This window comes from Polaribacter pectinis, from assembly GCF_014352875.1.
GTDB lineage: Bacteria > Bacteroidota > Bacteroidia > Flavobacteriales > Flavobacteriaceae > Polaribacter > Polaribacter pectinis.
This window is the reverse complement of the sequence record NZ_CP060695.1, coordinates 729,660-755,127: the sequence shown is the minus strand read 5'-3', so window position 1 is coordinate 755,127 and position 25,468 is coordinate 729,660. Positions and strand designations below refer to the sequence as shown.

General features: G+C 28.7%; 22 protein-coding genes. 11 read left to right on the top strand and 11 right to left on the bottom strand.

Annotated features, from left to right (window positions below; all coding sequences use genetic code 11):
• Positions 1-7 precede the first annotated feature (7 nt).
• The 3 genes from H9W90_RS03600 (at position 8) to H9W90_RS03590 (ending at position 1,767) form a co-directional block, all read left to right on the top strand.
• Positions 8-538: an RNA polymerase sigma factor gene (locus H9W90_RS03600; protein WP_187483100.1), complete on the top strand. Its 531-nt coding sequence runs from the start codon at positions 8-10 to the stop codon at positions 536-538.
• 3 nt (positions 539-541) lie between these two features.
• A complete protein-coding gene (locus H9W90_RS03595) occupies positions 542-1,330 on the top strand; it encodes an anti-sigma factor (RefSeq protein ID WP_187483099.1) in 789 nt (262 codons plus the stop codon).
• 299 nt (positions 1,331-1,629) lie between these two features.
• Positions 1,630-1,767 (top strand): hypothetical protein, encoded by a 138-nt coding sequence (locus H9W90_RS03590; RefSeq protein WP_187483098.1) that lies wholly within the window; start codon positions 1,630-1,632, stop codon positions 1,765-1,767.
• Positions 1,768-2,078: 311 nt separating this feature from the next.
• Here the strand turns inward: H9W90_RS03590 and H9W90_RS03585 are convergent, their stop codons facing one another.
• From H9W90_RS03585 to H9W90_RS03570, 4 genes are all read right to left on the bottom strand, one after another.
• Positions 2,079-4,307 carry a TonB-dependent receptor gene (locus H9W90_RS03585; protein WP_187483097.1) on the bottom strand — a complete coding sequence of 743 codons (2,229 nt, stop codon included), beginning with the start codon at positions 4,305-4,307 and terminating at the stop codon, positions 2,079-2,081.
• Between the two features lie 21 nt (positions 4,308-4,328).
• Positions 4,329-5,624 (bottom strand): tetratricopeptide repeat protein, encoded by a 1,296-nt coding sequence (locus H9W90_RS03580; protein ID WP_187483096.1) that lies wholly within the window; start codon positions 5,622-5,624, stop codon positions 4,329-4,331.
• Positions 5,625-5,706: 82 nt separating this feature from the next.
• On the bottom strand, positions 5,707-6,279 hold the full coding sequence (locus H9W90_RS03575) for a DUF4331 family protein (RefSeq protein WP_187483095.1): 573 nt from the start codon (positions 6,277-6,279) through the stop codon (positions 5,707-5,709).
• Positions 6,280-6,308: 29 nt separating this feature from the next.
• Complete coding sequence (locus H9W90_RS03570; RefSeq protein ID WP_187483094.1) at positions 6,309-6,959, bottom strand: DUF4331 family protein; 651 nt, start codon at positions 6,957-6,959, stop codon at positions 6,309-6,311.
• 191 nt (positions 6,960-7,150) lie between these two features.
• Here H9W90_RS03570 and H9W90_RS03565 point away from each other — a divergent pair, with 191 nt between their 5' ends.
• The 4 genes from H9W90_RS03565 (at position 7,151) to H9W90_RS03550 (ending at position 10,773) form a co-directional block, all read left to right on the top strand.
• Positions 7,151-7,978 (top strand): ion transporter, encoded by an 828-nt coding sequence (locus tag H9W90_RS03565; RefSeq protein WP_187483093.1) that lies wholly within the window; start codon positions 7,151-7,153, stop codon positions 7,976-7,978.
• Complete coding sequence (gene miaA / locus H9W90_RS03560) at positions 7,975-8,895, top strand: tRNA (adenosine(37)-N6)-dimethylallyltransferase MiaA (RefSeq protein ID WP_187483092.1); 921 nt, start codon at positions 7,975-7,977, stop codon at positions 8,893-8,895. The genes H9W90_RS03565 and miaA overlap by 4 nt, the downstream gene beginning before the upstream one ends.
• Positions 8,895-10,178, top strand: coding sequence for a DUF2254 domain-containing protein (locus H9W90_RS03555; RefSeq protein ID WP_187483091.1), 1,284 nt, complete (start codon positions 8,895-8,897; stop codon positions 10,176-10,178). Before miaA ends, H9W90_RS03555 begins: the two co-directional genes overlap by 1 nt.
• 76 nt (positions 10,179-10,254) lie before the next feature.
• Positions 10,255-10,773, top strand: a complete 519-nt coding sequence (locus H9W90_RS03550) for an OmpH/Skp family outer membrane protein (protein WP_187483090.1) — start codon at positions 10,255-10,257, stop codon at positions 10,771-10,773.
• A 139-nt stretch (positions 10,774-10,912) separates the two neighbouring features.
• Here H9W90_RS03550 and guaB read toward each other — a convergent pair whose 3' ends face one another.
• On the bottom strand, positions 10,913-12,388 hold the full coding sequence (guaB, locus tag H9W90_RS03545; RefSeq protein WP_187483089.1) for an IMP dehydrogenase: 1,476 nt from the start codon (positions 12,386-12,388) through the stop codon (positions 10,913-10,915).
• Between the two features lie 253 nt (positions 12,389-12,641).
• On the opposite strand from guaB, the gene H9W90_RS03540 reads away from it, so the two are divergent.
• The gene (locus H9W90_RS03540) at positions 12,642-14,873 is read left to right on the top strand and encodes a TonB-dependent receptor family protein (RefSeq protein WP_187483088.1); all 2,232 of its coding nucleotides are present in this window, start codon (positions 12,642-12,644) and stop codon (positions 14,871-14,873) included.
• A gap of 31 nt (positions 14,874-14,904) precedes the next feature.
• On the opposite strand, the gene H9W90_RS03535 is transcribed toward H9W90_RS03540, so the two are convergent.
• Positions 14,905-16,431 (bottom strand): bifunctional metallophosphatase/5'-nucleotidase, encoded by a 1,527-nt coding sequence (locus H9W90_RS03535; protein WP_187483087.1) that lies wholly within the window; start codon positions 16,429-16,431, stop codon positions 14,905-14,907.
• Between the two features lie 42 nt (positions 16,432-16,473).
• Positions 16,474-17,331: a hydroxymethylglutaryl-CoA lyase gene (locus H9W90_RS03530; protein ID WP_187483086.1), complete on the bottom strand. Its 858-nt coding sequence runs from the start codon at positions 17,329-17,331 to the stop codon at positions 16,474-16,476.
• Positions 17,332-17,465: 134 nt separating this feature from the next.
• On the opposite strand from H9W90_RS03530, the gene H9W90_RS03525 reads away from it, so the two are divergent.
• Both H9W90_RS03525 and H9W90_RS03520 read left to right on the top strand, forming a co-directional pair.
• Positions 17,466-17,729 (top strand): hypothetical protein, encoded by a 264-nt coding sequence (locus tag H9W90_RS03525; RefSeq protein WP_187483085.1) that lies wholly within the window; start codon positions 17,466-17,468, stop codon positions 17,727-17,729.
• A gap of 249 nt (positions 17,730-17,978) precedes the next feature.
• Entirely contained in the window at positions 17,979-18,488 is a 510-nt protein-coding gene (locus H9W90_RS03520) for a hypothetical protein (RefSeq protein ID WP_187483084.1), read from the top strand.
• Positions 18,489-18,628: 140 nt separating this feature from the next.
• Here the strand turns inward: H9W90_RS03520 and H9W90_RS03515 are convergent, their stop codons facing one another.
• Genes H9W90_RS03515 through pheT form a run of 3 tightly spaced genes read right to left on the bottom strand, consistent with a single transcriptional unit; the run spans position 18,629 to position 22,792 of the window.
• Positions 18,629-19,243: a LysE family translocator gene (locus H9W90_RS03515; protein WP_187483083.1), complete on the bottom strand. Its 615-nt coding sequence runs from the start codon at positions 19,241-19,243 to the stop codon at positions 18,629-18,631.
• A 42-nt stretch (positions 19,244-19,285) separates the two neighbouring features.
• The gene (locus tag H9W90_RS03510; RefSeq protein WP_187483082.1) at positions 19,286-20,320 is read right to left on the bottom strand and encodes a quinone-dependent dihydroorotate dehydrogenase; all 1,035 of its coding nucleotides are present in this window, start codon (positions 20,318-20,320) and stop codon (positions 19,286-19,288) included.
• 45 nt (positions 20,321-20,365) lie between these two features.
• Entirely contained in the window at positions 20,366-22,792 is a 2,427-nt protein-coding gene (gene pheT / locus H9W90_RS03505; RefSeq protein ID WP_187483081.1) for a phenylalanine--tRNA ligase subunit beta, read from the bottom strand.
• A 123-nt stretch (positions 22,793-22,915) separates the two neighbouring features.
• Here pheT and H9W90_RS03500 point away from each other — a divergent pair, with 123 nt between their 5' ends.
• On the top strand, positions 22,916-24,910 hold the full coding sequence (locus H9W90_RS03500; RefSeq protein WP_187483080.1) for an LTA synthase family protein: 1,995 nt from the start codon (positions 22,916-22,918) through the stop codon (positions 24,908-24,910).
• Here the strand turns inward: H9W90_RS03500 and H9W90_RS03495 are convergent.
• Positions 24,907-25,467 carry a phosphatase PAP2 family protein gene (locus tag H9W90_RS03495; protein WP_187483079.1) on the bottom strand — a complete coding sequence of 187 codons (561 nt, stop codon included), beginning with the start codon at positions 25,465-25,467 and terminating at the stop codon, positions 24,907-24,909. The genes H9W90_RS03500 and H9W90_RS03495 overlap by 4 nt on opposite strands.
• Between the last annotated feature and the right edge of the window lies 1 nt (position 25,468).

The following is a 25,468-nucleotide window of genomic DNA, read 5'->3' as shown; positions in this document are numbered from 1 at the left end:
ATAACTTATGAATCAGGAGCTTTTAATTTTACAATTTCAACAAAAGGACGTTAAAGCCTATGAAAAACTATACAATATGTATTGTGATAGTATTTCTGGTGTAGTTAATACAATAGTAAAAAACGATGATGTTGCGCAAGAAATTACGCAAGACGTTTTTATAAAAGCTTGGAATAAATCCGATACTTACTCTTCTAAAAAAGGACGTTTTTTTACGTGGATTCTTAACATAGCAAGAAATGCAGCTATAGATTATACGCGTTCTAAAAAATATAAACAGTCTAAACAAAACCTTAACGCAGATTTTTTCGTAGATATATTAGAAACCAGTCAGAGTTTAGATGATTCTACAGATGCTATTGGTCTTAGAGAGTTTGTAACCAAATTAGGTGAAAAATGTAAATCTGTTATAGAACTTTTATATTTTAAAGGATTTACACAGAAAGAAGCATCAGAAGAATTAGACATACCAATTGGTACTATAAAAACAAGAAATAGAACTTGTATAGGCGAATTACGTACTATGCTAGGAGTTTAATAAATGAATACAAAAGAATACATATCATCTGGAATTTTAGAACTGTACGTTGCAGGCTCGCTTTCTGAAAAGGAAAACGAGGAAGTGTATGCTGCAATTATAGCAAACCCAGAGTTATTAACAGAAGTTATATCTATAGAAAGTGCAATAGTTAAATTAACTGCTGCAGCTAAAAAAGACATTCCTTATTCTTTTAATGCTATTAAGAGTCAATTAGATATTGAAACTTCAAAAGTAATTCCAATTTCGAAACCAAAAACAAATTGGGCACAGTATTCTGGTTGGGCTGCAGCCATACTTATTGGAAGTATGCTAGTTTGGTCTGTTACACAGAATAACAATTTAAAAGAACAAATTGCAACAGAAAAAGAACAATTAGAAGAACAAATAGACAAAGCCTCTAACAGTTTAGCTGAAGCAGAAAAACTAATAACTGTCTTTAGAGATAAAGATATTATATCTGTTCCTTTAGCAGGACAAGCTGTATCTCCTAACTCTTATGCAAAAGTTTATTGGGACAAGAAAACAAACGCTATTTATTTAGACGCCAAAGGATTACCAGAACCACCTAAAGGAAAGGTTTACCAAGTTTGGTCTTTAAAATTAAGCCCTTTAACACCTACAAGTTTAGGAACTATAGATACTTTTACAGCGGATAACAATAAGATTTTTACCATAAACAATGCTAACGAATCTGAAGCATTTGGTATTACTTTAGAGCCAGAAGGTGGTAGTGAATCTCCTACTCTTGAACAATTATATACTTTGGGTGCAGTAGCTGCAACTCCTTAAAAAAATAAACTATTATTTAATTTTAAACCTCACTTTTTGTGAGGTTTTTTTTTGTTTTTAAAAACTATTTCTACGAATAAATTGTAATAAAATACTACTTAAATTTTAAGTATATTCTCATTAATAGTAATTCTCTTAATCACTTTATCTTGTAACATAAATGATATTGATTTAGAATCTAATAATGGATTTTACATTGGCAATACTTTTATAAAACTCCGCAGAAATATTTGGTTGATAAAAATATAGTGAAAGATCATATTAGTAATTTAACAATAATTATAAGTAACAAGTATTAATTGGTAGACAATATAAATTCTAGAATTGATTATTTATACATTGATTTTAGAGATGTAAATTTTAAAATTGGAGAAAAGGTTCTCTTTGATTATAGAATTACAGAAAATGCTTCTAGAGTTAATAATTTTATAGATTGAGGTACAAGATTACTTGATAATAGAAATACTAATTAGAATGTAACACAAATAAATATTAATATAAATTCGGTATCATCTACAAATATTGATCTAAATTTAACTCTTATTAGAGCAAATGATGATGTTTTAATAAAAGGGGAAGTACTCAAGTGAATATATAAATATAAGTGAACAAAAAATGCCCGCTACAATTAAGCAGCGGACACTTCATCCAACTAAAATTAACCAACAATGGTTAAAATCTTTCTTCCGTTTAAAAATCTATTTACTCTTATTTTAAACAATTACTATATAGGTAGAAGTAATTTAGTCTAAAACTGGTAACTCACAGTTGCTTTCGCAAAAAACGGAGTTCCTGGTGTAAAATGAATTTCTTCAACAGAATTTGTTTCATTTTGTAATCTACTTTCAGTAGCAAACTGTGTTTCGTTCCATGCAACATCAAAAATATTTTCGATAGCAACACCAAATGTTACGTCTTTCATTTTATAATTGATATTAAAATCTGTTACAAAATAACCGTCTGCAACAATAGAATAATCTTCGTTTGCTGGTCTATCATCTAAATAACGGTATCTTAATCCGCCAGAAAATTTCCCTAAATTATTAAACGATAATCCACCAGACATTGTAAAATTTGGCGCTAATGGAATGTAATTTTCTCCGTTAACATTTTCTAAACTTCTTGCTTTGGTTAAAGTGGCATCCGTATCAAAATATAACCAATCTGTAAATTGATAACGGACACCAAAATCCAACCCAAATCTTTCTGATTCTCCTGATGGCTCAACAATTCCTGCATCTCCAACATAGACAAATTCTTCTTCTGATAATAAATACCAAACTGCAGTATTTAATACTAAATTCTTTGTAGGTTTCCAAATATTTCCAAAATCTAAACCATAAGCTCTAGGTAATATTTTATCCGCATTTTGTTGTAAAACAACTCTTGCATCGTTAGAATGAAACCCAATTCCTGATTTTAAAAACCATTGTAAATTGTCATTTTGTGTGTATAAAAAATTCAACTTCGGATTTACTATGGCTTTTGTTTTTGTTAATGTTTCGTAGGTAGGGTTTAAAGCATCATTATATAAAAACTTAAAATAATCTAGTCTAACAGAAGGTGAAATTTTAAATTTTCCTATTTCGAATTCTGAATTAAAAAACGCATACATATTGGTTTGTTTTACGTTACCTAACTGAATTCTATCTAAAACTTCTCTCCTATTTTTTGTGTGCGATAATTCGTTGTCATTTACCAAATCATAACGCAATCCTGCTCCTTTTGTAAATTTTGCTTCAACGCTTCCATAATTTTTTGTGTTGATTATCTCTGCATTCATACCAAAAATATCTCTATTTTCAAATTGCTTAATCTGGTCTCCATTTACTGCATCATCCAAGAAAAAAGTAAAGTTAGAATACAACTCAAAATTATATTTAGAGTAAAAAATATTTGTTTTTAACAGTGATTCGTTAGCCAATGTTTTATTAAACTGCACATTCAAATTTGTTCTAGATGTAAAACCACCTTCTGTATCATCAATTGCACCAAAACGTGTAATATTTCCGTTATTTACTTCCCTTACAGGAATTTGACCAGAAGCATCCCAACTACTTGTAAAATGTGATGCTGTAAATGTTACTCTATCTTTTCCGTTTAAAAAAGTGCTGTATTTTCCAAATATATTTAATCTATTAAAGTTCTGTGGAGATTCGAAAGCACCATCTGTAGCAATATACTCTAGAGCAACATAGGCATTTTCATTCTTTTTATTTTCTAATAAATTAAACATTCCAAGTGTTCTTAATGAGTTAAAATCTCCAAAACCCATTGAAATTGTATTTTTATTAATGGCTGTTTTAGTAGAAAAATCTACATAACCAGCAGTATTAAAATCACCTTGGTTTGCAAAATAAGGACCTTTACCAAAATTGATATTCTTAATAGTTTCTGGAATTACAAAGTGTAAATCGCTGTAACCTTGTCCGTGAGCGTGCGAAACCATATTAATTGGCATTCCGTCTACAGAAAGTGTAATATCTGTTCCATGATCTATATCAAAACCTCGTAAAAAAATCTGTTCTGCTTTTCCACCTCCTGCATGTTGACCAATAAACAAACCAGGAACTTTTCTTAATATTTCTTGAGAACTGTTTACTGGATTTACTTTTAAATCGATTTTAGAAATGGTTTGCAAAGCATTTATTTCTTTACGTAAAACCAATTCTTCTAAAAGAAACACTTTGGTTTCTAGAATAATAGTTTTTCCGTTATTAAAATCTACTTGCTTAACAGTTACCGTCTTCTTTTTAAATCCTAAAATACTGATTTGTATAGTGTTGTTAATATTTGTATTTTCTAGTATAAAATTTCCATTTTCATCTGTGTGAGTATGAGAATTTGTATCCATATTAATTACATATACATTCTCTAGAGGTTCATTAAAAGAGTCTAAAACACGCCCTTTTAATTGTTGTCCAAATGCTTGTAAATAACACGTAAAAACAACAAATAAAATAATTTTGTTTTTCATATTGTAAAAATTTGGACAAATTTAAATATTTATTATTTCTTTTTCCGTTAAAGGACCTAATTCATACACAGCTCCTAATAATTCTGACTTTAAAGAATTTGCTTCTTCTACTCTACCATTTGCTTTTAAAATATATGCAGTATGAAGTAATGCTTCAGGTTCAAAAGTTTTATTAATTACATGGTTTTGAGAAATTTCTAATGCTTTTTTAATATCGCCATTTTTATAAAACGACCATGCTAATAAATCATAAGATTGTACTGTTGGTCTTTCTAAAACCTCTTGTTTTGCAATTTCTAATGCTATTTCTTTTTTGGTTGCATCGTCTACAAATAAAAGAACATCGTATTTATGATACATTACACCATAATTTTTGTCAGCAGTTTTTACAAGATATTTTTTAGTTTGAATTTCTTTCTCTAAACTATCTCCCATAAAATCTGCAATTTCAGCTTTTAATAAATGATAATCTGGTGCTGCATTTTCTTTGGTTACTGTTTCTAAAATACGTAATGCTTCAGCAGGATTTCTTTCATAAGAATAAACAATCCAAGCAATACCTTTTTTTGCATAACTGTCGTTAGCATCTAATTCTAATGCTTTTAAATATGAATTATAAGAATCTGTAATTCTACCTGCATGACCATAATAATCTGCTAAATTTGTATAGTTCCATTGCATTAAGTAATTGTTATCTGATGCTTTAGCTATTTCTAATGAAGCTTCTAAATATTGAATTGCTTTGTCTAAATTACCCAAATGATCATTGTATTTAGAAAGTCTAATTAAATAATCGAAATTTTTAAAATCTTTTACTTTGGTTAAATACTTTTCTACTTTATCATGCTTCCCTAATTCTAAATAAACATCAATGAGCATGTATTGTGTTTGCTGTAGGTTTTCGCCATTATATTCTGCTTTTGTTAATAAATCTAAAGCTTCTTTAAAACGATGTTGAGAAATATAATTTCTTGCTAAACTTCTTAAATAACCTGCGTTGTTATAGTTAGTAGTTTCGTTTGCAATAATTAAATTATTTTCGGCTTTCTTTAATTCATCAATGTTTCCTGTCATTTTAAATAATGTAGAATTTGCTGCTGCAATTTTTACATTATAAGGATATTGGTTAGGCGTATTTTCTAATTTAGTTTTCCAGAAATTAAGTTCTGACTTTGATGTTTCTAAAGAATTACTATTATCAGCATTTAAATATGCTTCATAATCTTTAGTATTTGTTATTTGTTTGTTGGTTGTTTTATTGCAACTAATTGCGAATGAAAAAGTTACAAACAATAAAACTAGTTGGATATATTTCATGATTTGTATTTTTTAATTTAAAAAAGGGATAAAAATATCTGGCGCTATTCCCCCAAATAAGCGCCAGATTTAAATTAGCATTCTACCAAGGAGAAGCTAAATAAGGAAATGATGTTAAGAATTCTTTATCATTTGCATCTACATTATCGTTAGAAAGCGTTGGGTTTTCAGAATTTGTTAAACCGTCTTCACCACCAAAGATTAATATTAATTCTACTGTAATAACGTCATCTGCTAAAGCTCTTCCAGTTAAAACATTTGTTCCATCAAAGAAAGTTGTTTTACCATCTAAAGAAACATTTAAAACGTCTGTTGCAAGTAAACCTGTAAAAGTTGCTGCATCTAAACCTAAAGCATTTTTGTCTCCCGGATTTGCATATGCTGGACTTAAACCAGTTAAGTTAGCTTCAAACATAGATTGAAACATTGCTCCTTGATTAGATGGAGTAGTTGTATTAAATGCATCTTTACTAGCTCCTGATACAAATACAGTGTTAACTGCTGGTCTACCCATTTGATCTACCTGTACATATGTTCCTGGAAAATCCTTTTCTATTATTACCGGAATAGAATCTCCGTCATTATCACTACAACCTACAAATACAAATGTGGTTAAGACTAATATTGCTGAATATATTTTTGTTTTTAATTTCATGATATCTTAATTTAAAGTTTGATAATTAATTATTGTTTTCTTTTTGACTCTACCCAAGTATTTATAGTACCTGAAGTACCTACCATAGATTTTGGCACCTCTACCACTATTGACATTACGTTAGTTCCTGCAAATGTATCAGATCCTGGATTGTTAAAACCAGATGCGTTTCCTCCAATAATTGCTCCATATTGTGCAAAATCCATGAAGAAAGGATCATCTCTTGGTCCTGCAAAAAACTTCATTCCTTCATTTGTTGCAATAACTGGTTCAGATCCATATGCAGTAATAGCTACTTCAGATTTAACAGCATCTTCAAAAACGGTACTATTTAATCCTACTGAAGTAGGTGCATAAGGTCCATAAAAATACATCTTACCATCTTTTGGAATAGCTTGAATTACCAAGTTTTCAAAATTATCATTATCTGTATCAATATTAAATTCTATCATAACGTTAGAATCAAAATTCGCACTAGCAGTAGCACTAGGACTTAATAAACCTTGTACATTTGCTACAAATACTAGATTGTTTGTATCTTCACCTTGAAAGGCGTAGAAATCTGTAATATCTGCTGATGTACCTTGTGTAGCTGGTGCGTCTATGTGATCTGCAGCAACTGTAATTAAACCGATAATCGCGATGAAAATGGTTCCTAATAAAATTTTACTTTTTTTCATTGTGTGAGTTTTTAGTTAATATTTAATTGAATCTCACTCATACTTACGAGAAGAAACTAGTTACGGTTTTAAAAAAAGTGCTTTTTTTTTATTTTATTTTGAAAACCCTTATGAATAAAGAGAAAAACAGATGAAAAAAAATTATAAATTCAGTAAATATTTGTAGTATTGTAAAAGAAAAACTTTAAAAATTGAATAAAACCGATAAAAAACCTACTTGGAAACAACGTATTCATGAAATTATTTATGAAGCGGATACTAAAGAAGGTAAATTATTTGATGTTATTTTACTAATTGCCATTATAGCAAGTATTGTTTTGGTAATGTTAGAGAGCATAGAAAGCTTTGATAAAGAATATCATAATTTTTTAAATATTTCTGAATGGGTTATTACCATCTTATTTTCAATTGAATATATTTTAAGAGTTGTCTCTATAAAAAAACCTTTTAAATACATATTTAGTTTTTACGGTATTATAGACTTTCTATCTACCATACCTAAATACTTATCTTTTATTATTATAGGTTCTCATCATTTTGTTGCTTTAAGAGCATTACGTTTATTAAGAGTTTTTAGAATTTTAAAACTAGCTAGATATATTGGTGCTTCTAACAATTTAAAGATTGCTTTAAAAGCAAGTCGAGCAAAAATTGCAGTCTTTATTTTCTTTATTGTAATCATTTGTATTATTCTTGGTACTATAATGTATATGATAGAAGGTGCAGAAAATGGTTTTACTAGTATACCAAGAAGTGTTTATTGGGCAATTGTAACATTAACTACTGTTGGTTTTGGAGATATTGCTCCGCAAACTCCTTTAGGACAATTAATTGCAAGTGTAATTATGATTCTCGGTTACGGAATAATAGCAATTCCTACAGGAATAGTAAGTTCAGAAATGGCAAGAACTAACAATACTTTAGATACAAATACACAAGCTTGCCCAAATTGTTTGAAAGATAAACATAAAGATAAAGCCACTTTTTGCTATAATTGTGGTAGTATTTTAAATCCATGATTACAAACACAAAAAACATTTTAATTACCATTGTAGGACCAACTGCAATTGGTAAAACTGCATTAAGCATTCAGCTAGCTAATTATTTTAATTCAGAAATTATTTCTTGTGATTCTAGACAGTTTTTTAAGGAAATGACAATTGGAACTGCTGTACCAGATGCAGTTGAGTTAGCATCGGCAAACCATCATTTTATTCAGAATAGAAGCATTTTTGAAGATTATAATGTAGGTGCTTTTGAGAGAGATGCACTTGCTAAATTAGATATACTTTTCAAAAAAAATCCAATACAGGTAATGGTTGGTGGAAGTGGTTTATACGTAGATGCTCTTTTAAATGGTTTAGATTATTTCCCAGAAGTTGATATTAAAATAAGAGAACAATTAACAAGACAACTAGAAAAAGAAGGAATAGAAGTACTTCAGCAGAATTTAAAAGAATTAGATTTAGAAACCTACAATTCTATTGCTATTGAAAACCCACATCGTTTAATGAGAGCTTTAGAAGTTTGTATTGGCAGTGGAATTCCATATTCTACATTCAAAAACAAACCAAAAACACCACGTAATTTTACATCCGTTAAAATAGGGTTAAAAGCAGATAGAGAAATTATCTACAACAGAATTAATAAACGTGTAGATATTATGATGGAAAACGGATTGTTAGAAGAAGCTACAAAACTGTATCCTCATAAAGAATTAAACGCTTTAAAGACGGTAGGTTACAGAGAATTATTTTCTTATTTCGATGATGAATTTACAAAAGAATTTGCCATATCAGAAATTAAAAAAAACACCAGACGTTTTGCTAAAAGACAGCTAACTTGGTTTAAAAGAGATGAAAATACACTTTGGTTTGATTATAAAACTGATGTAAAAGACATTATTAAAACTATCGAAAAAAAAATAATTGACTAATGAAAGATAAATTCATCAACTTTTTTAATAAAATTTATAATTTAAAAAACAAAATTGCTTTTTTTCCTTCTATAATAGCTTTAGCAGGTTGCATTTTTGCTTATATAATGATGTATTTAGAAAATGAAGGTATTTCAAAATATATTCTAGAATTTTTCCCAGAGTTAGTAATTAGCAATACAGAAACGGCTAGAACAATTTTAACCACTTTTATTGCAGGTTTAATATCCATTATGGTTTTTAGCTTTTCTATGGTAATGATTTTATTAAACCAAGCCTCTAGTAATTTTTCTCCAAGATTATTACCTGGTTTAATTTCTAATAGAAGACATCAAATTGTATTAGGTATCTACTTATTTACAATAATCTATTGTATTTTTATTTTAGTTTTTATAGAGCCAACAGGAGATAAATATCAATTACCAGGATTTTCTGTGCTTTTATCAATTCTATTTATGCTAAATTCTTTAGCAGCATTTATCTACTTTATTCATTCTATTTCTCAAGAAATTCAAATTGATAATATTTTATTTCGAATTTATGATTCAGCAGAAAAAAAACTTACGAAGTTAATTGACATAGAAAAAAATTTAGATAAAGAATTACCAAACACTAAAAATTGGATTGAATATAAAGTTAAAACTACAGGTTATTTTCAAATAGTTTCCCTTAAAACATTAGCCAAAATTGCCAAAGAAAATAATTTTAAAATAGAAATTATTGCTACAAAAGGTTCTTTTTGTGATGAAGATGATATTTTATTTAAAACTGAAAAAGAGATTGAGGAAGACATAGAAAATAGAATTTACAACAACTTTCATTTTTCTAAAAGTGAATTGATAGACGACAATTACTTATTAGCTTTTAAACAAATTACAGAAGTTGCTGTTAAATCTATGTCGCCAGGTATTAATGATCCAGGAACTGCCATAAATGCAATAGATTATCTTTCTCAATTACTAATTTTAAGAATCCAAAAAATTGATGTGCATGCTATAAAAGACAATAATGAAATCTTGTTGATTGTTCACACATTAGAGTTCGAAAAACTAATCTATAATATTATGGTTTCTTTAAGAACCTATTGCTCTCACGATTTTATTATTGTAATAAAACTCCTATCCGTTTTAAAGAGATTAAGTAAAAAAACAACTAATAAATCTTATAAAAAAGTAATAAATTTTGAAGTTAATAACTTACTTACCGATTCTAAAAACAAGATTAATAATAGCACAGATTTAGAAAAAGTAGAAAATTATGCTTTAAGTTTTATAGAAGTATAAACTTTAACTTTTTTTATGACTGTCTTACTTGGGTAAATCACTCACTTTTATATCTTTGCCACACTAAAATTAAACCATGAAATCTAAAATCTTATTTATTTGTATTGCTTTTTTAAGCACAATTACTATAGCACAATCTAAAGTTGGTACTGTAGACAGTGATTATATTATTAATTTAATGCCAGAAGCGAAAGTTGTTGTTGATATGACACAAAAATATGGCGCTAAATTAGACACTTCTTTTTCTATTAAAATTAAAGAATTTCAAAATAAGGTAGATGCATTTAAAAAAGAAGAAACTACATTAGGTACGTTAGCTAAAAAAACTGCTGTTAAAGAAATAACAGATTTAGAAAACGATATTAAAAAATACCAAGCGAATGGTCAGAAATTAATGCAATTAAAACAAGATGAATTAATGAGACCTTTATACAAGAAATTATCTGACGCAATTAAAGAAGTTGCCAAATCTAATGGTTTCACACAAATTTTAACTATTACAGGTAATGAGTTTGCTTATATAGACGAAAATTTAGACATTACTAAACTCGTTATTAAAAAGTTAGGAATTACAGTTCCAGAACCTAAAAAATAATTTTTTATCATAAAATTTAAAAGCCTCACAAATTGTGAGGCTTTTTTTATTGATATAATTTAGCTTAACGTTTTAAACTCAAGTTTTAAAAAAAACTCAAGAAAAGTTTCTTGAGTTTTTTTTTAAAATTATAACTAGCTTACCTCCTACTATAATTTGGAGATTCTTTTGTAATTGCTACATCATGAGGATGACTTTCGTTAATTCCGCTTGCTGTTATTCTTACAAATTGTCCTGTTTCTTTTAATGTTTCTATGTCTTTTGCACCACAATATCCCATTCCTGCACGTAAACCACCAATAAACTGATGAATACTTTCGTCTAAATCTCCTTTGTAAGGAACTCTACCTACAATTCCTTCAGGAACTAATTTCTTAATATCTGCTTCAACATCTTGGAAATAACGATCTTTAGAACCTTGTTTCATTGCTTCAACTGACCCCATACCTCTATAAGACTTAAACTTTCTTCCTTCGTATATAATAGTTTCTCCTGGAGATTCTTTAGTTCCTGCCAAAAGAGAACCTAACATTACAGAATCTGCACCTGCAGCAATTGCTTTTGGTATATCTCCAGTATAACGAATTCCACCATCTGCAATAACAGGAACTCCACTTCCTTTAATTGCAGCAGCAACTTCTAAAACTGCAGAAAATTGTGGAAAACCAACTCCAGCAACAACTCTTGTTGTACAAATAGAACCTGGTCCAATACCTACTTTTACAGCATCTGCTCCAGCTTCAACTAAATATTTTGCTGCAGCTGCAGTTGCTATATTTCCTACAACAACATCTAAATCTGGGAATGCAGCTTTAACTTCTTTTAAAACAGTAACCACACCTTTTGTATGTCCATGAGCTGTATCTATAATTACAGCATCTACTCCTGCATTTACTAAAGCTTGTGCTCTTTCTACAGCATCACTTGTAACACCTAAAGCAGCAGCAACTCTTAATCTACCATAAGAATCTTTATTTGCAATTGGTTTTTGTGTAACTTTAGTAATATCTCTAAACGTAATTAATCCTTTTAATTTATAATTTTCATCAACAATTAAAAGTTTTTCAATTTTATAATTCTGAAGTATTTTTTCTGCATCATTTAATGAAGTTCCAACTGCGGCAGTTACCAAGTTCTCACTTGTCATTACATCTACAATTGGTCTAGTTCCATCGTGTTCGAAACGTAAATCTCTATTGGTAACAATTCCTTTTAAAGTTCCATTTTCATCAACTATAGGAATACCTCCAATACTATGCTCTTTCATATTTGCTTTCGCATCTAAAACAGTAGCAGTTAAAGGCAATGTAACAGGATCTAAAATCATTCCAGATTCTGCACGTTTAACTCTTCTAACTTCATGAGCCTGTTGCTCAATTGTCATATTTTTATGTAATACACCAATACCACCTTCTCTTGCAATAGCAATTGCCAAAGCAGATTCTGTAACAGTATCCATTGCAGCAGATGCAATTGGTACGTTAATAGTAATATTTCTAGTAAATTTTGTTTGAATACTTACTTCTCTTGGAAGAACTTCGGAAAAGGCAGGAACTAATAAAACATCATCGTATGTTAATCCTTCGCCTAAAATTTTGTTGTTGTGTGCTGTCATGTTGCAATTAAGGTATAATTGCGTGCAAATTTACAATTATTTATTGAATTTAAGTGTATTTATTTATGTTCGTTAATTATCAACGAATAACATAGAGTTTTTTTTTAAATGTTAAAATTTATGCATTAAAATACTGGAAACTAATTTCTTATAAATATTATTTTTATTTATTCTAAATAAGATTTGTATAGCTAAATATGAGTCGTATCTTTGCACCCGAAATCAAACCCTATTTAAAGTCAGTCTAAATAAAATGAAGAAAGTTATTATTGTTTTAACAGCCTTATTTACAGTAGCCTTATCAGCTCAAAAAAAAGAAAAACAAAAAGGAAAATTAGATTCCATACAGAAATTAGATGAAATTATAATTTCTACAACTGTAATATTTGGTAATAAATATGTTGCAGAAAACAGAACAGGTTCTGCTTATTATTTATCTCCTAAAGAATTGGCAAAATTTGGCTTTACTGATGTTAACAGAGCTTTAAGAACAGTTCCTGGAGTAACAATTTACGAAGAAGATGGTTTTGGATTAAGACCAAACATCAGTTTAAGAGGAACATCACCAGAAAGAAGTTCTAAAATTACTTTAATGGAAGATGGTGTTTTAATTGCACCTGCTCCTTACAGCGCTTCTTCTGCTTACTACTTCCCTACTATTGCAAGAATGCAAGCTGTAGAAGTTTTAAAAGGAAGTAGCCAAATACAATTTGGTCCTTTTACTACTGGTGGAGCCATTAATATGATTTCTACTCAAATTCCTACTGAATTTGGTGGAAACATAAGAGCTAGTTATGGAAGTTTTAACTCAAACCAATTACATGCAAAAATAGGTGGAGGTAACAAAACCTTTGGTTACATGATAGAATATCTAAACTATGGTTCAGATGGATTTAAAACTTTGCCGAGTGGGAAAAATACTGGTTTTAATAAAAATGATGTTGTTGCCAAATTTAAATTGAATTTATTTCCAAATGCAACTGTAAAACAATCTTTAGAATTTAAGTTTCAATATGCAGATGAAGTTGGTAATGAAACGTATTTAGGCTTAACTGAACAAGATTTTGATAACAATCCGTTTTCTAGATATGCTTCTTCTAATAATGATAAGATGACTACAGATCATACACAGTATATGATTACACATAGATTCAATTTTTCTAAAGACTTAAGAGTTACTACAACAGCATATCGAAATAACTTTGCAAGAAATTGGTATAAACTAAATGATATTACATTTAATGGAGATAAGCAATCCATTGCAAATGTTTTAAATGACCCAAATACACTTTCAGACCATTTTAGTATTGTAAACGGAACAACAAATTCTGGAGCAGATGCAATTGGTGTAAAAGCAAATAATAGAAAATATTATTCTCAAGGAATTCAAACAAAGTTAGATTATCATTGGTATAAAGGTGATGCTTTTCATGATATTGAAGTCGGTTTTAGATTTCATTATGATGAAGAAGATCGATTTCAATGGGTAGATAAATATAGTATTTCTAACACAGGTATTTTAGATTTAACAACTGCAGGAATTCAAGGAACAGATGCCAATAGAATTAGCAATGCAAATGCCTTTGCTTCTTATATAACATACAAACTAAAATATAACAATTGGACATTTACTCCAGGAATTAGATATGAAAACATCACTTTACAAAGAGATGACTATGGTAAAAATGATGTTACAAGAACTGGTGTAAATTTAGCTTCAAGAGAAAATACTGTAGACGTTTTTATTCCAGGAATGGGAATGAACTATAAGTTTAATAACGATTTTTCACTTTTCGGAGGTATTCATAAAGGGTTTTCTCCTCCAGGAAACCAAGAAGAAGAAAAAGCAGAAGAAAGCGTTAATTATGAATTAGGAACACGTTTTAATCTTGGAAAACTAAAAGGAGAATTTGTAGGTTTTTATAATGATTATTCTAATCTTTTAGGAAGCGATTTAGCTGCAACTGGTGGAACAGGTTCTTTAGACCAATTTAATGCTGGTGAAGTAAAAGTAAACGGAATTGAATTGTTATTAAACTATAATTTAGTTAAAAAAGAAAGTCAATTTTCTTTACCTTTTTCTTTTGGATATACATTTACAAACACAGAATTTTTAAATAGTTTTGGAAGTTCTGATAGTTTATGGGGAACTGTAACAGCTGGAGATGAGTTGCCGTACATACCAAAACATCAATTTAATGCAGCTTTATCTTTAGAACATTCTAAATTTGAAATAAACTTAAACGCTAGATATAATGGCGAATTTAGAACTTTAGCAGGAACTGGAACTATTCCTACAAATGAGAAAGTAGCTGCTAATTTTATTGTTGATTTGTCTGGTAAATATTATGTGAATAAAAAATTCAATCTAACAGCTAATGTTATAAACTTATTAGACAATACTTATGCTGTATCTAGAGTTCCTGCAGGTTTGAGACCAGGACATCCTTTTGGAATTTATGGTGGATTGGAGTTTAGGTTTTAATTTTTAAATAAATTAAGAACAAAAAAAAGTGCTAATCAATAGCACTTTTTTTTGTTTCTAACTTTAAGTATTCTACAACAGCCTTGCGAATATCGAAAGATAATTCACTCTCTTTGGGATGATAAACAGAAAGAACTTCTTTATTTTTATCTGATAAAAAAGGAATATCAAAACCTTTTAAAAGGTAATCTGAAAAGGCTACTGTATAGATTTGGTTGCTGTTTAAAGTTTTATCTTTAATCATCCAATTCTCCTCTACTTTTTCAATATTAAAACGATGTAAATATGCGCCAGTTCCTTTGGCTAAAACGCCATAATCTAAAACGCGTTTTAACAATCTTCCTTTTATTTTCACTTTTACAATTGCACCTCCATAAGGTAAAACTCTAAAAATATCTACAGGTGTAATGCTACCTCTTAATTGATCATCAATTCTTATAGAACCTCCATTTACAATAGCACAATCTACAGTATCATCATAAGAAAAAGACATTGCTTTTGTAATTATTTGCCCTAAATTTGTTTGTGAACTTCTTATTGGAGTATCTCTTCCGTCTAAAGGAATTTCAGTTTTATAAATTACCTCATCTGGGTTCGGTATCACTTCTTTAATTTTAGTTTCAAGAATATTTTGCCATTTAGCAACTACTTCACCAACTTTTTCATCTGTTTTTATGGATGAATTAATTTCTTTTAATTCAGATTTTACAACGATCTTTTTAGTTTTTTTATCATAAGAAATTCTATGAATAAAAACTGTTTTTGCATTTGCATCTGCTTTAGAAATTTGAACATTACCAACAAAATTATTACTATTTGTATGCTCATGACCTCCCATAATTAAAGGCAAATCTGGAATTAACTTTGCAATTCTTTTATCGTTAGCAACCTTTACATGCGTTAACCCAAAAACTACATCTACAGAATCTTTTATAGCTGCATAAGATGCTCTTGCTTTTACAAACATATTGCCATATTCTACATATTCTTTTGGATTTGAAGGAATACAAACACTTATAAAACCAATTTTAATTTTTGTGCCATCTGCATCTTTTAACTCTTTAATAAAAGTTTCCCCAACTGATTCTTTTACTCCATTTATCTCTTTATAAAAAGGAATTGCTGCTTCTTTTGTTTTTAATTTTACATTGGCAGAAATCCAAGGAAAATTACTTTCATTTAATCTTTTCTGTAAGTCTTTTTCTGACACATCAAACTCATGATTTCCAAAAGCTACTAAATCGAAATTCATAGCATTCATAACATCTACCATTTGTTTTCCACGAATTCTTTCTCCATCTACTTTTAAAGTTCCTAATAAAGACGGATTTAAAAAATCACCAGCCAAAAACAACATTGTGTTTGGGTTTTCTTTCAATAAATCTTTATGAACAGTTTCTACTCTTGCCATTCCGCCAAACTCTCCTCCTTGAATGGGTGCAATTTCATAAACATCATTTAATTGTAAAAAAGTAAATTCTATTTTTTTATCATCTTTAGAACAAGAGGATAGCATAATTATTGATAAAAAAAATAAGATTGATTTTGTAATTTTCATTTTTATAAAATTAAAAATTGAAGAGTTTTTTGATTTTAAGGCTTAAATAAAAATCTCTAAAGCCTTATTATAAGCACTTTCAAAACTCATTGGCTTTACATTTGTATCTGCTTTTACTGCAGTAAAATAAGATAATAACTTTTCTGTTGGCATGTTTCCTGTCAATTCATCTTTTGCCATTGGGCAACCTCCATAACCTTTTATTGCACCATCAAACCTGTGGCAACCAGCTTTAAAAGCAGCATCTACTTTCTCATGCCATTTGTCTGGAGTTGTGTGTAAATGTGCGCCGAATTCTATTTGTGGATATTTAGGAATTAAATTAGAAAACAAATAATCGATAACTTCTGGTGTAGAAGTACCAACTGTATCTGAAAGCGATAAAATTTTAACGCCCATTTTAGACAATTTTTCTGTCCAATTTCCAACAATATCTACATTCCAAGGATCTCCATAAGGATTTCCAAAACCCATTGATAAATAAGCTACAACTTCTTTATTAGATTTGTCTGCAATATTTAAAATTCCGTCTAAAGTTTCTATAGATTCTGCAATTGTTTTGTGAGTGTTACGCATTTGAAAATTCTCTGAAATAGAAAAAGGATATCCTAAATAATCTATTTCCTCAAATTGTGCAGCGTCATTTGCACCACGAATATTGGCAATAATCGCTAACAATTTACTTTCTGTTTTAGACAAATCTAACTTTGCTAAAACTGCTGCTGTATCTCGCATTTGCGGAATCGCTTTTGGTGATACAAAACTTCCAAAATCAATAGTATCGAAACCAACTTTTAATAAAGAGTTGATATATAATGCCTTTTTTTCTGTGGAAATAAAATGAGATTTTATTCCTTGCATTGCATCACGTGGACATTCTATAATTTTGACTTTTTTCATCAATTCAAATATACAATTTTTGAGTTTTCATTTTCATTTCTTTTATTGATAATTTTAAAGAAATGATATTAAATCATAAAAAAAATTAATTTTTATGTTTACAAAGTATGGTTTTATCTTTAAATCAATAATTTATGCCTCGTTTTAAAAGTTTTTTTGGGTATTGTTTACTCTTTATTTCTTTCTTTTGCTTATCACAAGAGAAGAAAATAGAGTATAAATATTATCCAACAACAAAGAAGAGTAGCGTAAAAGAATACCAACTAAAAAAAGGAAGAAAAACGCATGAATTCATTTTAGATAATAATAAAAAATGGTCTGTTAGATTGAGTATTCCTGAAATTAAAAAAGGAGAAAAAGTTCCCTTAATTATTGCATTATACTGGAAAACAAAATAAACTTTATATTACATAAATAATTGAAAAATCAAATGAAAAGAAAAGTAAAATTATTTACATAATACTACCAAAATTTTCTCATTATATGGGTTGCTACTATGCTAAAAATTTAAAAAAATGGATATTTCAGTGTAAAAAGAGGTTTTAGAATAAGACTGTAATTTAATTTGTATCTAAACTTTAAAAAATATAAATTGGCTAACTAAGTTTATAAAACGCTGAATAAACATACAAACGTTGCAAATAATTATGAAAATAAAAATACTGTCTATTTTAGTTTTATTAATTTTAAGTTGTTCTTCCTTAAAACAAAATGGTGGAGAATTACTAAAAAATAATAAAAATATTGAAATTGCAAAAATTTTAATTCTGAAGGATAATGATTCATTATATTTTAATGAATTAAGACTTCATCTTTCATCAGCCTTGCATACAAAGAAATATATGTTCAAAAAATTTGGCCAATGGGACGAAGCAATAAAAATAAATGAATTTAAAAATTACCTTATTTGGAAAAAATGTAGACTTTTTGAAGATAAAGAAGAGTTTTATACTGTAACTGCTTCAGGAGTTGAGAATAGAAAAGAAATGTATTCTTCAATAGTAATTCAAAATAAAGACAATAATGATTTATTTTCAGAAAATTCTAAACTAAAAGACACGTTGATTAGTATGTTTTACTATGGAACTAAAAAAACAAATTTGAGTTCTGATAAATTTTATAATGAATACTTGAAAATGAGAAAGTCAATTGAATAACCATTACTTACAACACCCCAAACAATTGATTTACAGTACCCTAAATTAGTTAATAAAGCTTAATAGACTTTCTTGGAAGATAATATTTAAGTAGTTTAACCAACTTAACAAATCTTATACAACAACGTTAACAAAACTTCCTAAATCAAAATTAGAACTGCAATTAATGTAAACACAATAATTTGCGCCCATTTTAAATACAATCCTATTTTTTTGTGTTGTTTTAGATATGCTGATATACTTCCCGCTAAAACAGCAATACTTCCAAACACAATAAAGGAAACTAGAATAAATATAAAACCAAGAATGTAAAACTGAACTACAGTTGATATTGTTTCAGAAAACAAAAACTGTGGAAAAAAAGCCAAAAAGAAAATTGTTACTTTTGGGTTTAAAACATTCATTAGAAACCCAGTTTTAAATAATTGTAGAGTTGTTTTGTGTTGTACGTTTTCTGTTGAAAATGTAATATCTGCATCACTTTTATAAACTTTATAAGCCAAATACAGCAAATATCCTGCCCCAAAAAGTTTAATAACAAAAAAGATATTCGGATTTTCTTTAATAATAGTAGAAACACCAAACGCTACTAAAGTTGTGTGAATAAGACAACCAGACATCAACCCAAAAACAGTCGCTATACCAAATTTTCTTCCGTTTACAATACTTTGTGTTAAAACAAAAATATTATCTGGGCCAGGAGAAATAGATAAAACCGAAGTTGCTATTGCAAAAGAAATAAGGGTTTCTAACATTAAAAGGATACTTTAATTCAGAAAATAATTACAGAATAAAAATTATAAATTTTTCAAAACAGCTTTATTAATTCTTTTAAGTAAACTTGGGCCTTCATAAATAAAACCAGTGTAGACTTGTACTAAATCTGCACCAGCATTTAATTTTTCTAAAGCATCTTCTGCAGAATGAATTCCTCCTACTCCAATTATTGGAAACGACTTGTTAGAATTATCTGCTAAATATTTAATAACTTTTGTGCTTTGATTTTTTATTGGTTGTCCACTTATACCTCCATTTCCAATTGCAGCTAAACGTTCTTTAGAGGCTTTTAAATTGGCTCTATTTGTAGATGTGTTAGAAGCTATTACTCCGTCAATTTTAGTTTCTGCAACCAATTCTATAATTTCATCTAATTGAATATCGTTCAAATCTGGTGCGATTTTTAATAAAATTGGCTTTTTAATTTTAAATAAATTATTCTCTTTTTGGCATTCAGTAATTAACTCTACCAAGTAATCTTTATCATTTAGTTTTGCGTGACTTCCAACGTTAGGGCAACTAACATTTAGCACAAAATAATCTACAAAAGGATGCAATTCTTTAAAAACTTCGAGGTAATCTTTTGTATAATTTTCTGGGGAAGTTTGTGTGTTTTTACCAATATTTCCACCAATAATAACTTTGTGTTTGTTTTTCTTTAAGTTATTAATTGCTTCTTCTACTCCTTCATTATTAAAACCCATTCTATTGATAATTCCTTGATCGTCTTTTAAACGAAATAATCTTTTTTTAGGATTACCAACTTGACCTTTAGGAGTTACTGTACCAATTTCTATAAAACCAAAACCAAAGTTTGCTAGTTCGTTATATAAAACTGCATTTTTATCGAAACCAGCAGCTAAACCAACAGGATTTTTAAATGTAAGACCTAATAAAGTTTTCTCTAAACGCTTATCATTTACCTGGTATAAACTTCTAAAAACTGAAGCAACAAAAGGGATTTTACATAAAAATCTAATTAAAGAAAAAGTAAAATAATGAACCTTTTCTGGATCGAATAAAAATAAAATTGGACGAATTATTAGTTTGTACATATTTCTCAAATATAAAAAAAGCCCCAAATAAATGGAGCTTTTAAGTTATCTTAAAACAGCTTCTAAATTCTTTTCGAAAGATTGCTGTAATTTCTGCATTATTTTATCTATTTGTTTGTCTGCTAATGTTTTAGTTTCATCTTGTAATAAAAAACTAACAGCATAAGATTTTTTACCTTCAGGTAAATTATCTCCTTCATAGACATCAAATAAATCTACTTCTTTTAGAAGTTTTTTTTCAGATTGAAATGCCAAATTATACACTTCTTTAAATTCTGTTTTTGTGTCTAACAATAAAGCTAAATCGCGCTTTACAGCAGGGAATTTCTGAATTTCTGATACTTTTATTTTCTTATTTCCTGTTAATTTTAAAATAGTATCCCAATTAAAATCAGCAAAAAGTACTTCTTGTTTAATTCCGAATTCTTTTAAAATAGAACTTTTTACTACTCCAAATTCTACCAACTTAATCTTCCCTAAACCAAAGCTAATTCCTTCAGAAAAAATATCCTGTTTTGATGGTGATGTTTTTACTTTATCAATACCTAATCTACTTAAAACAGATGTAATAATTCCTTTTGTATAGAAAAAATCTGATGGATTTGCTGCAACATTCCAGCTTTCTTTCGTTCTGTTTCCAGTAACAAAAAGTGTTAAGTGTTTATCTTCTTGGTATTTTTCTGAATATTTATGGTAAGTTTTACCAAACTCATAAAACTTTAATGAATTATTCTTTCTGTTAATATTGTAAGAAACCGATTCTAAACCACTAAAAAGTAAAGATTGACGCATTACTTTTAAATCGTTACTTAACGGATTTAACATCTCTACATTAGCTTCTTCATTGATGTTTTCAGATAAGTTTGCATATTCTGGCTTTGTCAATGAATTTGCCATGGTTTCATTAAAACCTAAAGCACTTAACTGATTTGCAACAATATTTTCAATTTTAGTTTCTTTATTAGAATCAAAAGAAATTGAAGTATTTAATTTATGTGAAAACTCTATATTATTATATCCATAAACTCTTAAAATTTCTTCAATAATATCTGCTTCTCTTTGAACATCTGTTCTGTAAGAAGGAATTGTTAAACCTAAACCTCCTGCTGTTTCACTATTAATTTTAATTTCTAAAGAAGCTAAAATATTTTTAATTGTGTCTTTAGGAATTTCTTGACCAATTAATCTGTAAGCACTTTCGTAAGAGAAAAACACTTGAAAATCTTCTAATTTCTCTGGATAAAAATCTGAAACGTCTGAAGACAATTTACCTCCAGCATATTCTTCAATTAACAAAGCTGCTCGTTTTATTGCATATTCTGTCATGTTTATGTCAATTCCACGTTCAAAACGAAAAGAAGCATCAGTATTTAAAGCGTGTCTTTTTGCCGTTTTTCTAACAGAAACTGGGTTAAAATACGCACTTTCTAAAAAGATAGAAGTTGTGTTTTCTGTAACTCCAGATTTTAATCCACCAAAAACTCCAGCAATACAAAGCGGATTAGAATCTGCATCGCAAATCATAATATCTTCTGCAGATAATTCTCTTTCAACTTCATCTAAAGTGGTAAACTTTGTACCTTCTTCTAAGGTTTTAACAAGAATTTTATTTCCTTTAATTTTTTGAGCATCAAAAGCATGCAAAGGTTGCCCAACTTCATGTAGCACATAATTTGTAATGTCTACAATATTATTTTTTGGAGTTATACCAATAGCTTTTAATCTATTTTGAATCCATTCTGGCGAATCTTTTACTTCAATATCTGTAATAGTAATTCCACAATATCTAGGAGCTTGTTCTTTATTATCAACCTCAACATCAAAACGTAAAGTTCTTTCATCTACATGAAAATCACTCACAGAAGGAGAAATTAATTCTAATTTTACATCTTTCTGAATTAAACCTGCTTTTAAATCTCTTGCAACTCCAAAATGGCTCATTGCATCAGATCTATTTGGTGTTAATCCTATTTCGAAAACTTCATCAGTTTCTATGTTAAAAACTTCTGCAGCTGGCGTTCCAACTTCTAAAGTTTCATCAAGAACCATAATTCCATCATGACCTTTTCCAAGACCTAATTCGTCTTCTGCGCAAATCATTCCATGGCTTTCTTCTCCTCTAATTTTTCCTTTTTTAATTTTGAAACCTTCACCTTTATCATCATATAAAGTTGTTCCAATAGTTGCTACAGGTACTTTTTGACCAGCAGCCACATTTGGTGCTCCGCAAACAATTTGCACAGGTTCTCCAGAACCTAAATCTACAGTTGTAACTTTTAATCTATCTGCATTTGGGTGTTGTATACAATTAAGAACTTTACCCACAACAATACCTTTTAAACTTCCTTTAATAGATTCTTTAGTTTCAATTCCTTCTACTTCTAAACCTAAATCAGTTAACAATTCTCCAGTTTTGGTAGCATCCCAATCTGTTTGCAAAAATTGTTTTAACCAATTGTATGATATTTTCATAATCTTTTTTTCTGCGTTTCCGAGCGCAAATTTACTGAATTTTATACTTTTTATTCTCTTTTTTTATTTTAAAAAATTGAAGTTTCTATAAAATAAATACCTTTGTATCTTTAAGATGATATAATGTTTAAAAAAATACCTAATTATATAAAATACATTTTTACAAATGTTTTTTTCTTGTTTGTTTTTACAGCCATTTTTAGAGTGCTATTTTATAGTTACTTTGCACAGCTAGAAGATGTCTCTTCTGAAGAAATTAGAAAAGCATTTTGGTTGGGTTTTCGTTTTGATATTAAGTTAGCGGTTCTAACTTTTTTTCCGTTAGCAATTTTAGTATTGATAACAAATTATCGTTTTTTTAAGAACAATATATATAAGACAATAGCCACTATTTATTTAATTCTTGCCTATTTAATTTTAACACTTTTCTTTTTATTCGATTTCGGTTATTACGATTATTTAAGCATACGTTTAGACGCATCTTCTCTTCGTTTTTTAAGTAATTTAAAAATTTCTAGCCAGGTATTGGTTGAAAGTTATCCTATTTACAAAGGGATATTTGGGCTTTTAGTTCTGTGCTTTCTTATTTACAAATTTTCTAAATTTTTATTTCACCAGTTTGAAAACCAGAAAAATACAATTTCAAAAAAAATAAAAGCTGTATATTTTATTGGTACTTTTTTGTTATTATCGTTCGGAATTTATAACAGTATTAATCATTATCCTTTGCGTTGGAGCGAAGCTTTTTTCTCAAAGAAAAATGCTGTTAATCAATTTGCTTTGAACCCAGTTTTATACTTTTTTGACAGTTTTGCATACAGAAGTGAAGGTGTAAATATGGAAGAATTCAATAAATATTATCCAGTTATTGCAGAACATTTAGATTTACCAAAAGATAGCGTTTCTTTTGAAAGAAAAGTAGTTTTTGATTCCACTTTTACTAAAAAACCAAACGTTGTTATTGTTATGATGGAATCTGTTGGCGTAAAGCCAATGAGTTTCTATGGAAATGCTATAAATAGCACTCCAAAAATGGATTCAATTTTAAAAAACAGTCTTAATTTTTCTAACTTTTACGTTCATAAATCTGGAACAGCAGCAAGTGTTTTTGCGAGTATAACAGGTTTACCAGACATTGAAGATGTTAGAACTGCTTCAAGGAATCCGTTAATTCAAGATCAGAGAATTATTTTTGATCAATTTAAAGATTATGAAAAACTCTATTTTCTTGGGGGAAGTGCAAATTGGGCGAATATTAGAGGCGTTTTTCAAGCAAATATAAACGGCTTAAAAATATTTGAAGAAGGAAGTTATGAAACCGAAAATAGAGCCGATGTTTGGGGTATAGACGATTATGAACTTTTTAAAGAATCTAACAAAGAATTAGAAAAACTACATCAAAAAGACAAACCTTTTATTGCATATATTCAAACTGCTTCTAATCATATTCCGTTTACAGTACCAGATGAAAAAGAAAGTTATAAAACTTTGGAGGAAAATGAAGTTTCTGAAAACAATTTAAAAGCTTCTGGTTTTAAGTCTGTAGCACAATTAAACGCTTTAAGGTACTTAGATTTTAATGTGAATCGTTTTTTAGAAAGAGCAAAAAAATCTGGCTATTATGATAATACTATTTTTGCTTTTTTTGGAGATCATAACACTGCTATGAATGCCACAGAGAAATATAGTAAAGAATATGATTTAAATATTCAATTACAACATGTTCCTTTCTTTATTCATGCTCCTAAATACGTTCAACCAAAAACAATAACTAAAAATGGTAAGTTGGTTGATTTGTTCCCTACTCTAGCTAATTTAGCAAAACTAAACCATACAAATTATACGCTAGGAAACAACTTATTAGATTCTACTAATACAAAAAATGCTTCTTTTGTTTACTTAAAAATTAACGGAGAACCTGCTGCTGGATTGATACAAGATAGTTTGTATTATTCTAAAACAACCATTACTAAAACAAACGGGTTGTATAATTTAAATAAGAAAGATTTAAAAGATATTAAAAATGACAACCCTATAATCACTAAAAAAATGGATAGTTTATTGGAAGCATTTTATCATTCTACAAAATATTTATACTTCAATAATAAAAAACGTTAAGCAAAAGAAACTTTGTCTATCTTTTTATAGAGTGTAAAATATAAATTTGCAAAAATTGTTCCGATGGTAATTCCTACGAAAATATCTATTGGAAAATGTACTCCTAAATACAATCTGCTATACGCAAATATTGCAGGAAAAAATAAAAGCAAGTAAATATATTTATATTTTCCTTTTAAAAGCAATGTAACATAAACTGTAAAAAAAGTAGATGTTGTTGCATGGCCAGACATAAAACTATAACTCTGTGGATTAATTAGAGTTCTTAAAAGATCTTTTATTTCTGGATCGTTATTGGGTCTTAATCTTTGAACTGTGTCTTTAATTAAATTGGTAAACTGATCTGAAAAAGCTACCAAAATTATCATAGATAAAATCATAAAACCTCCACGTTTCCACCCAAAAGATTTTATAATTAGAAAAAAAACAAGAAGGAACAATGGGCTCCAGTGAAATTGGTTAGTTACTGCCAACCAAAATGGATCCCATTGTTCATTTCCTAGATTATTTAAAAAAACTAGTAATTGCTTGTCTAAATTTATGATAGAGTCTAACAAA

Excerpts from the sequence above, each read along its gene's own strand:
- H9W90_RS03600 (WP_187483100.1), top strand. The coding sequence starts at position 8 with ATGAATCAGGAGCTTTTAATTTTACAATTTCAACAAAAGGACGTTAAA.
- H9W90_RS03595 (WP_187483099.1), top strand. The coding sequence starts at position 542 with ATGAATACAAAAGAATACATATCATCTGGAATTTTAGAACTGTACGTT.
- H9W90_RS03585 (WP_187483097.1), bottom strand. The coding sequence starts at position 4,307 with ATGAAAAACAAAATTATTTTATTTGTTGTTTTTACGTGTTATTTACAA.
- H9W90_RS03580 (WP_187483096.1), bottom strand. The coding sequence starts at position 5,624 with ATGAAATATATCCAACTAGTTTTATTGTTTGTAACTTTTTCATTCGCA.
- H9W90_RS03575 (WP_187483095.1), bottom strand. The coding sequence starts at position 6,279 with ATGAAATTAAAAACAAAAATATATTCAGCAATATTAGTCTTAACCACA.
- H9W90_RS03570 (WP_187483094.1), bottom strand. The coding sequence starts at position 6,959 with ATGAAAAAAAGTAAAATTTTATTAGGAACCATTTTCATCGCGATTATC.
- miaA (WP_187483092.1), top strand. The coding sequence starts at position 7,975 with ATGATTACAAACACAAAAAACATTTTAATTACCATTGTAGGACCAACT.
- H9W90_RS03555 (WP_187483091.1), top strand. The coding sequence starts at position 8,895 with ATGAAAGATAAATTCATCAACTTTTTTAATAAAATTTATAATTTAAAA.
- H9W90_RS03550 (WP_187483090.1), top strand. The coding sequence starts at position 10,255 with ATGAAATCTAAAATCTTATTTATTTGTATTGCTTTTTTAAGCACAATT.
- guaB (WP_187483089.1), bottom strand. The coding sequence starts at position 12,388 with ATGACAGCACACAACAACAAAATTTTAGGCGAAGGATTAACATACGAT.
- H9W90_RS03540 (WP_187483088.1), top strand. The coding sequence starts at position 12,642 with ATGAAGAAAGTTATTATTGTTTTAACAGCCTTATTTACAGTAGCCTTA.
- H9W90_RS03535 (WP_187483087.1), bottom strand. The coding sequence starts at position 16,431 with ATGAAAATTACAAAATCAATCTTATTTTTTTTATCAATAATTATGCTA.
- H9W90_RS03530 (WP_187483086.1), bottom strand. The coding sequence starts at position 17,331 with ATGAAAAAAGTCAAAATTATAGAATGTCCACGTGATGCAATGCAAGGA.
- H9W90_RS03525 (WP_187483085.1), top strand. The coding sequence starts at position 17,466 with ATGCCTCGTTTTAAAAGTTTTTTTGGGTATTGTTTACTCTTTATTTCT.
- H9W90_RS03520 (WP_187483084.1), top strand. The coding sequence starts at position 17,979 with ATGAAAATAAAAATACTGTCTATTTTAGTTTTATTAATTTTAAGTTGT.
- H9W90_RS03515 (WP_187483083.1), bottom strand. The coding sequence starts at position 19,243 with ATGTTAGAAACCCTTATTTCTTTTGCAATAGCAACTTCGGTTTTATCT.
- H9W90_RS03510 (WP_187483082.1), bottom strand. The coding sequence starts at position 20,320 with ATGTACAAACTAATAATTCGTCCAATTTTATTTTTATTCGATCCAGAA.
- pheT (WP_187483081.1), bottom strand. The coding sequence starts at position 22,792 with ATGAAAATATCATACAATTGGTTAAAACAATTTTTGCAAACAGATTGG.
- H9W90_RS03500 (WP_187483080.1), top strand. The coding sequence starts at position 22,916 with ATGTTTAAAAAAATACCTAATTATATAAAATACATTTTTACAAATGTT.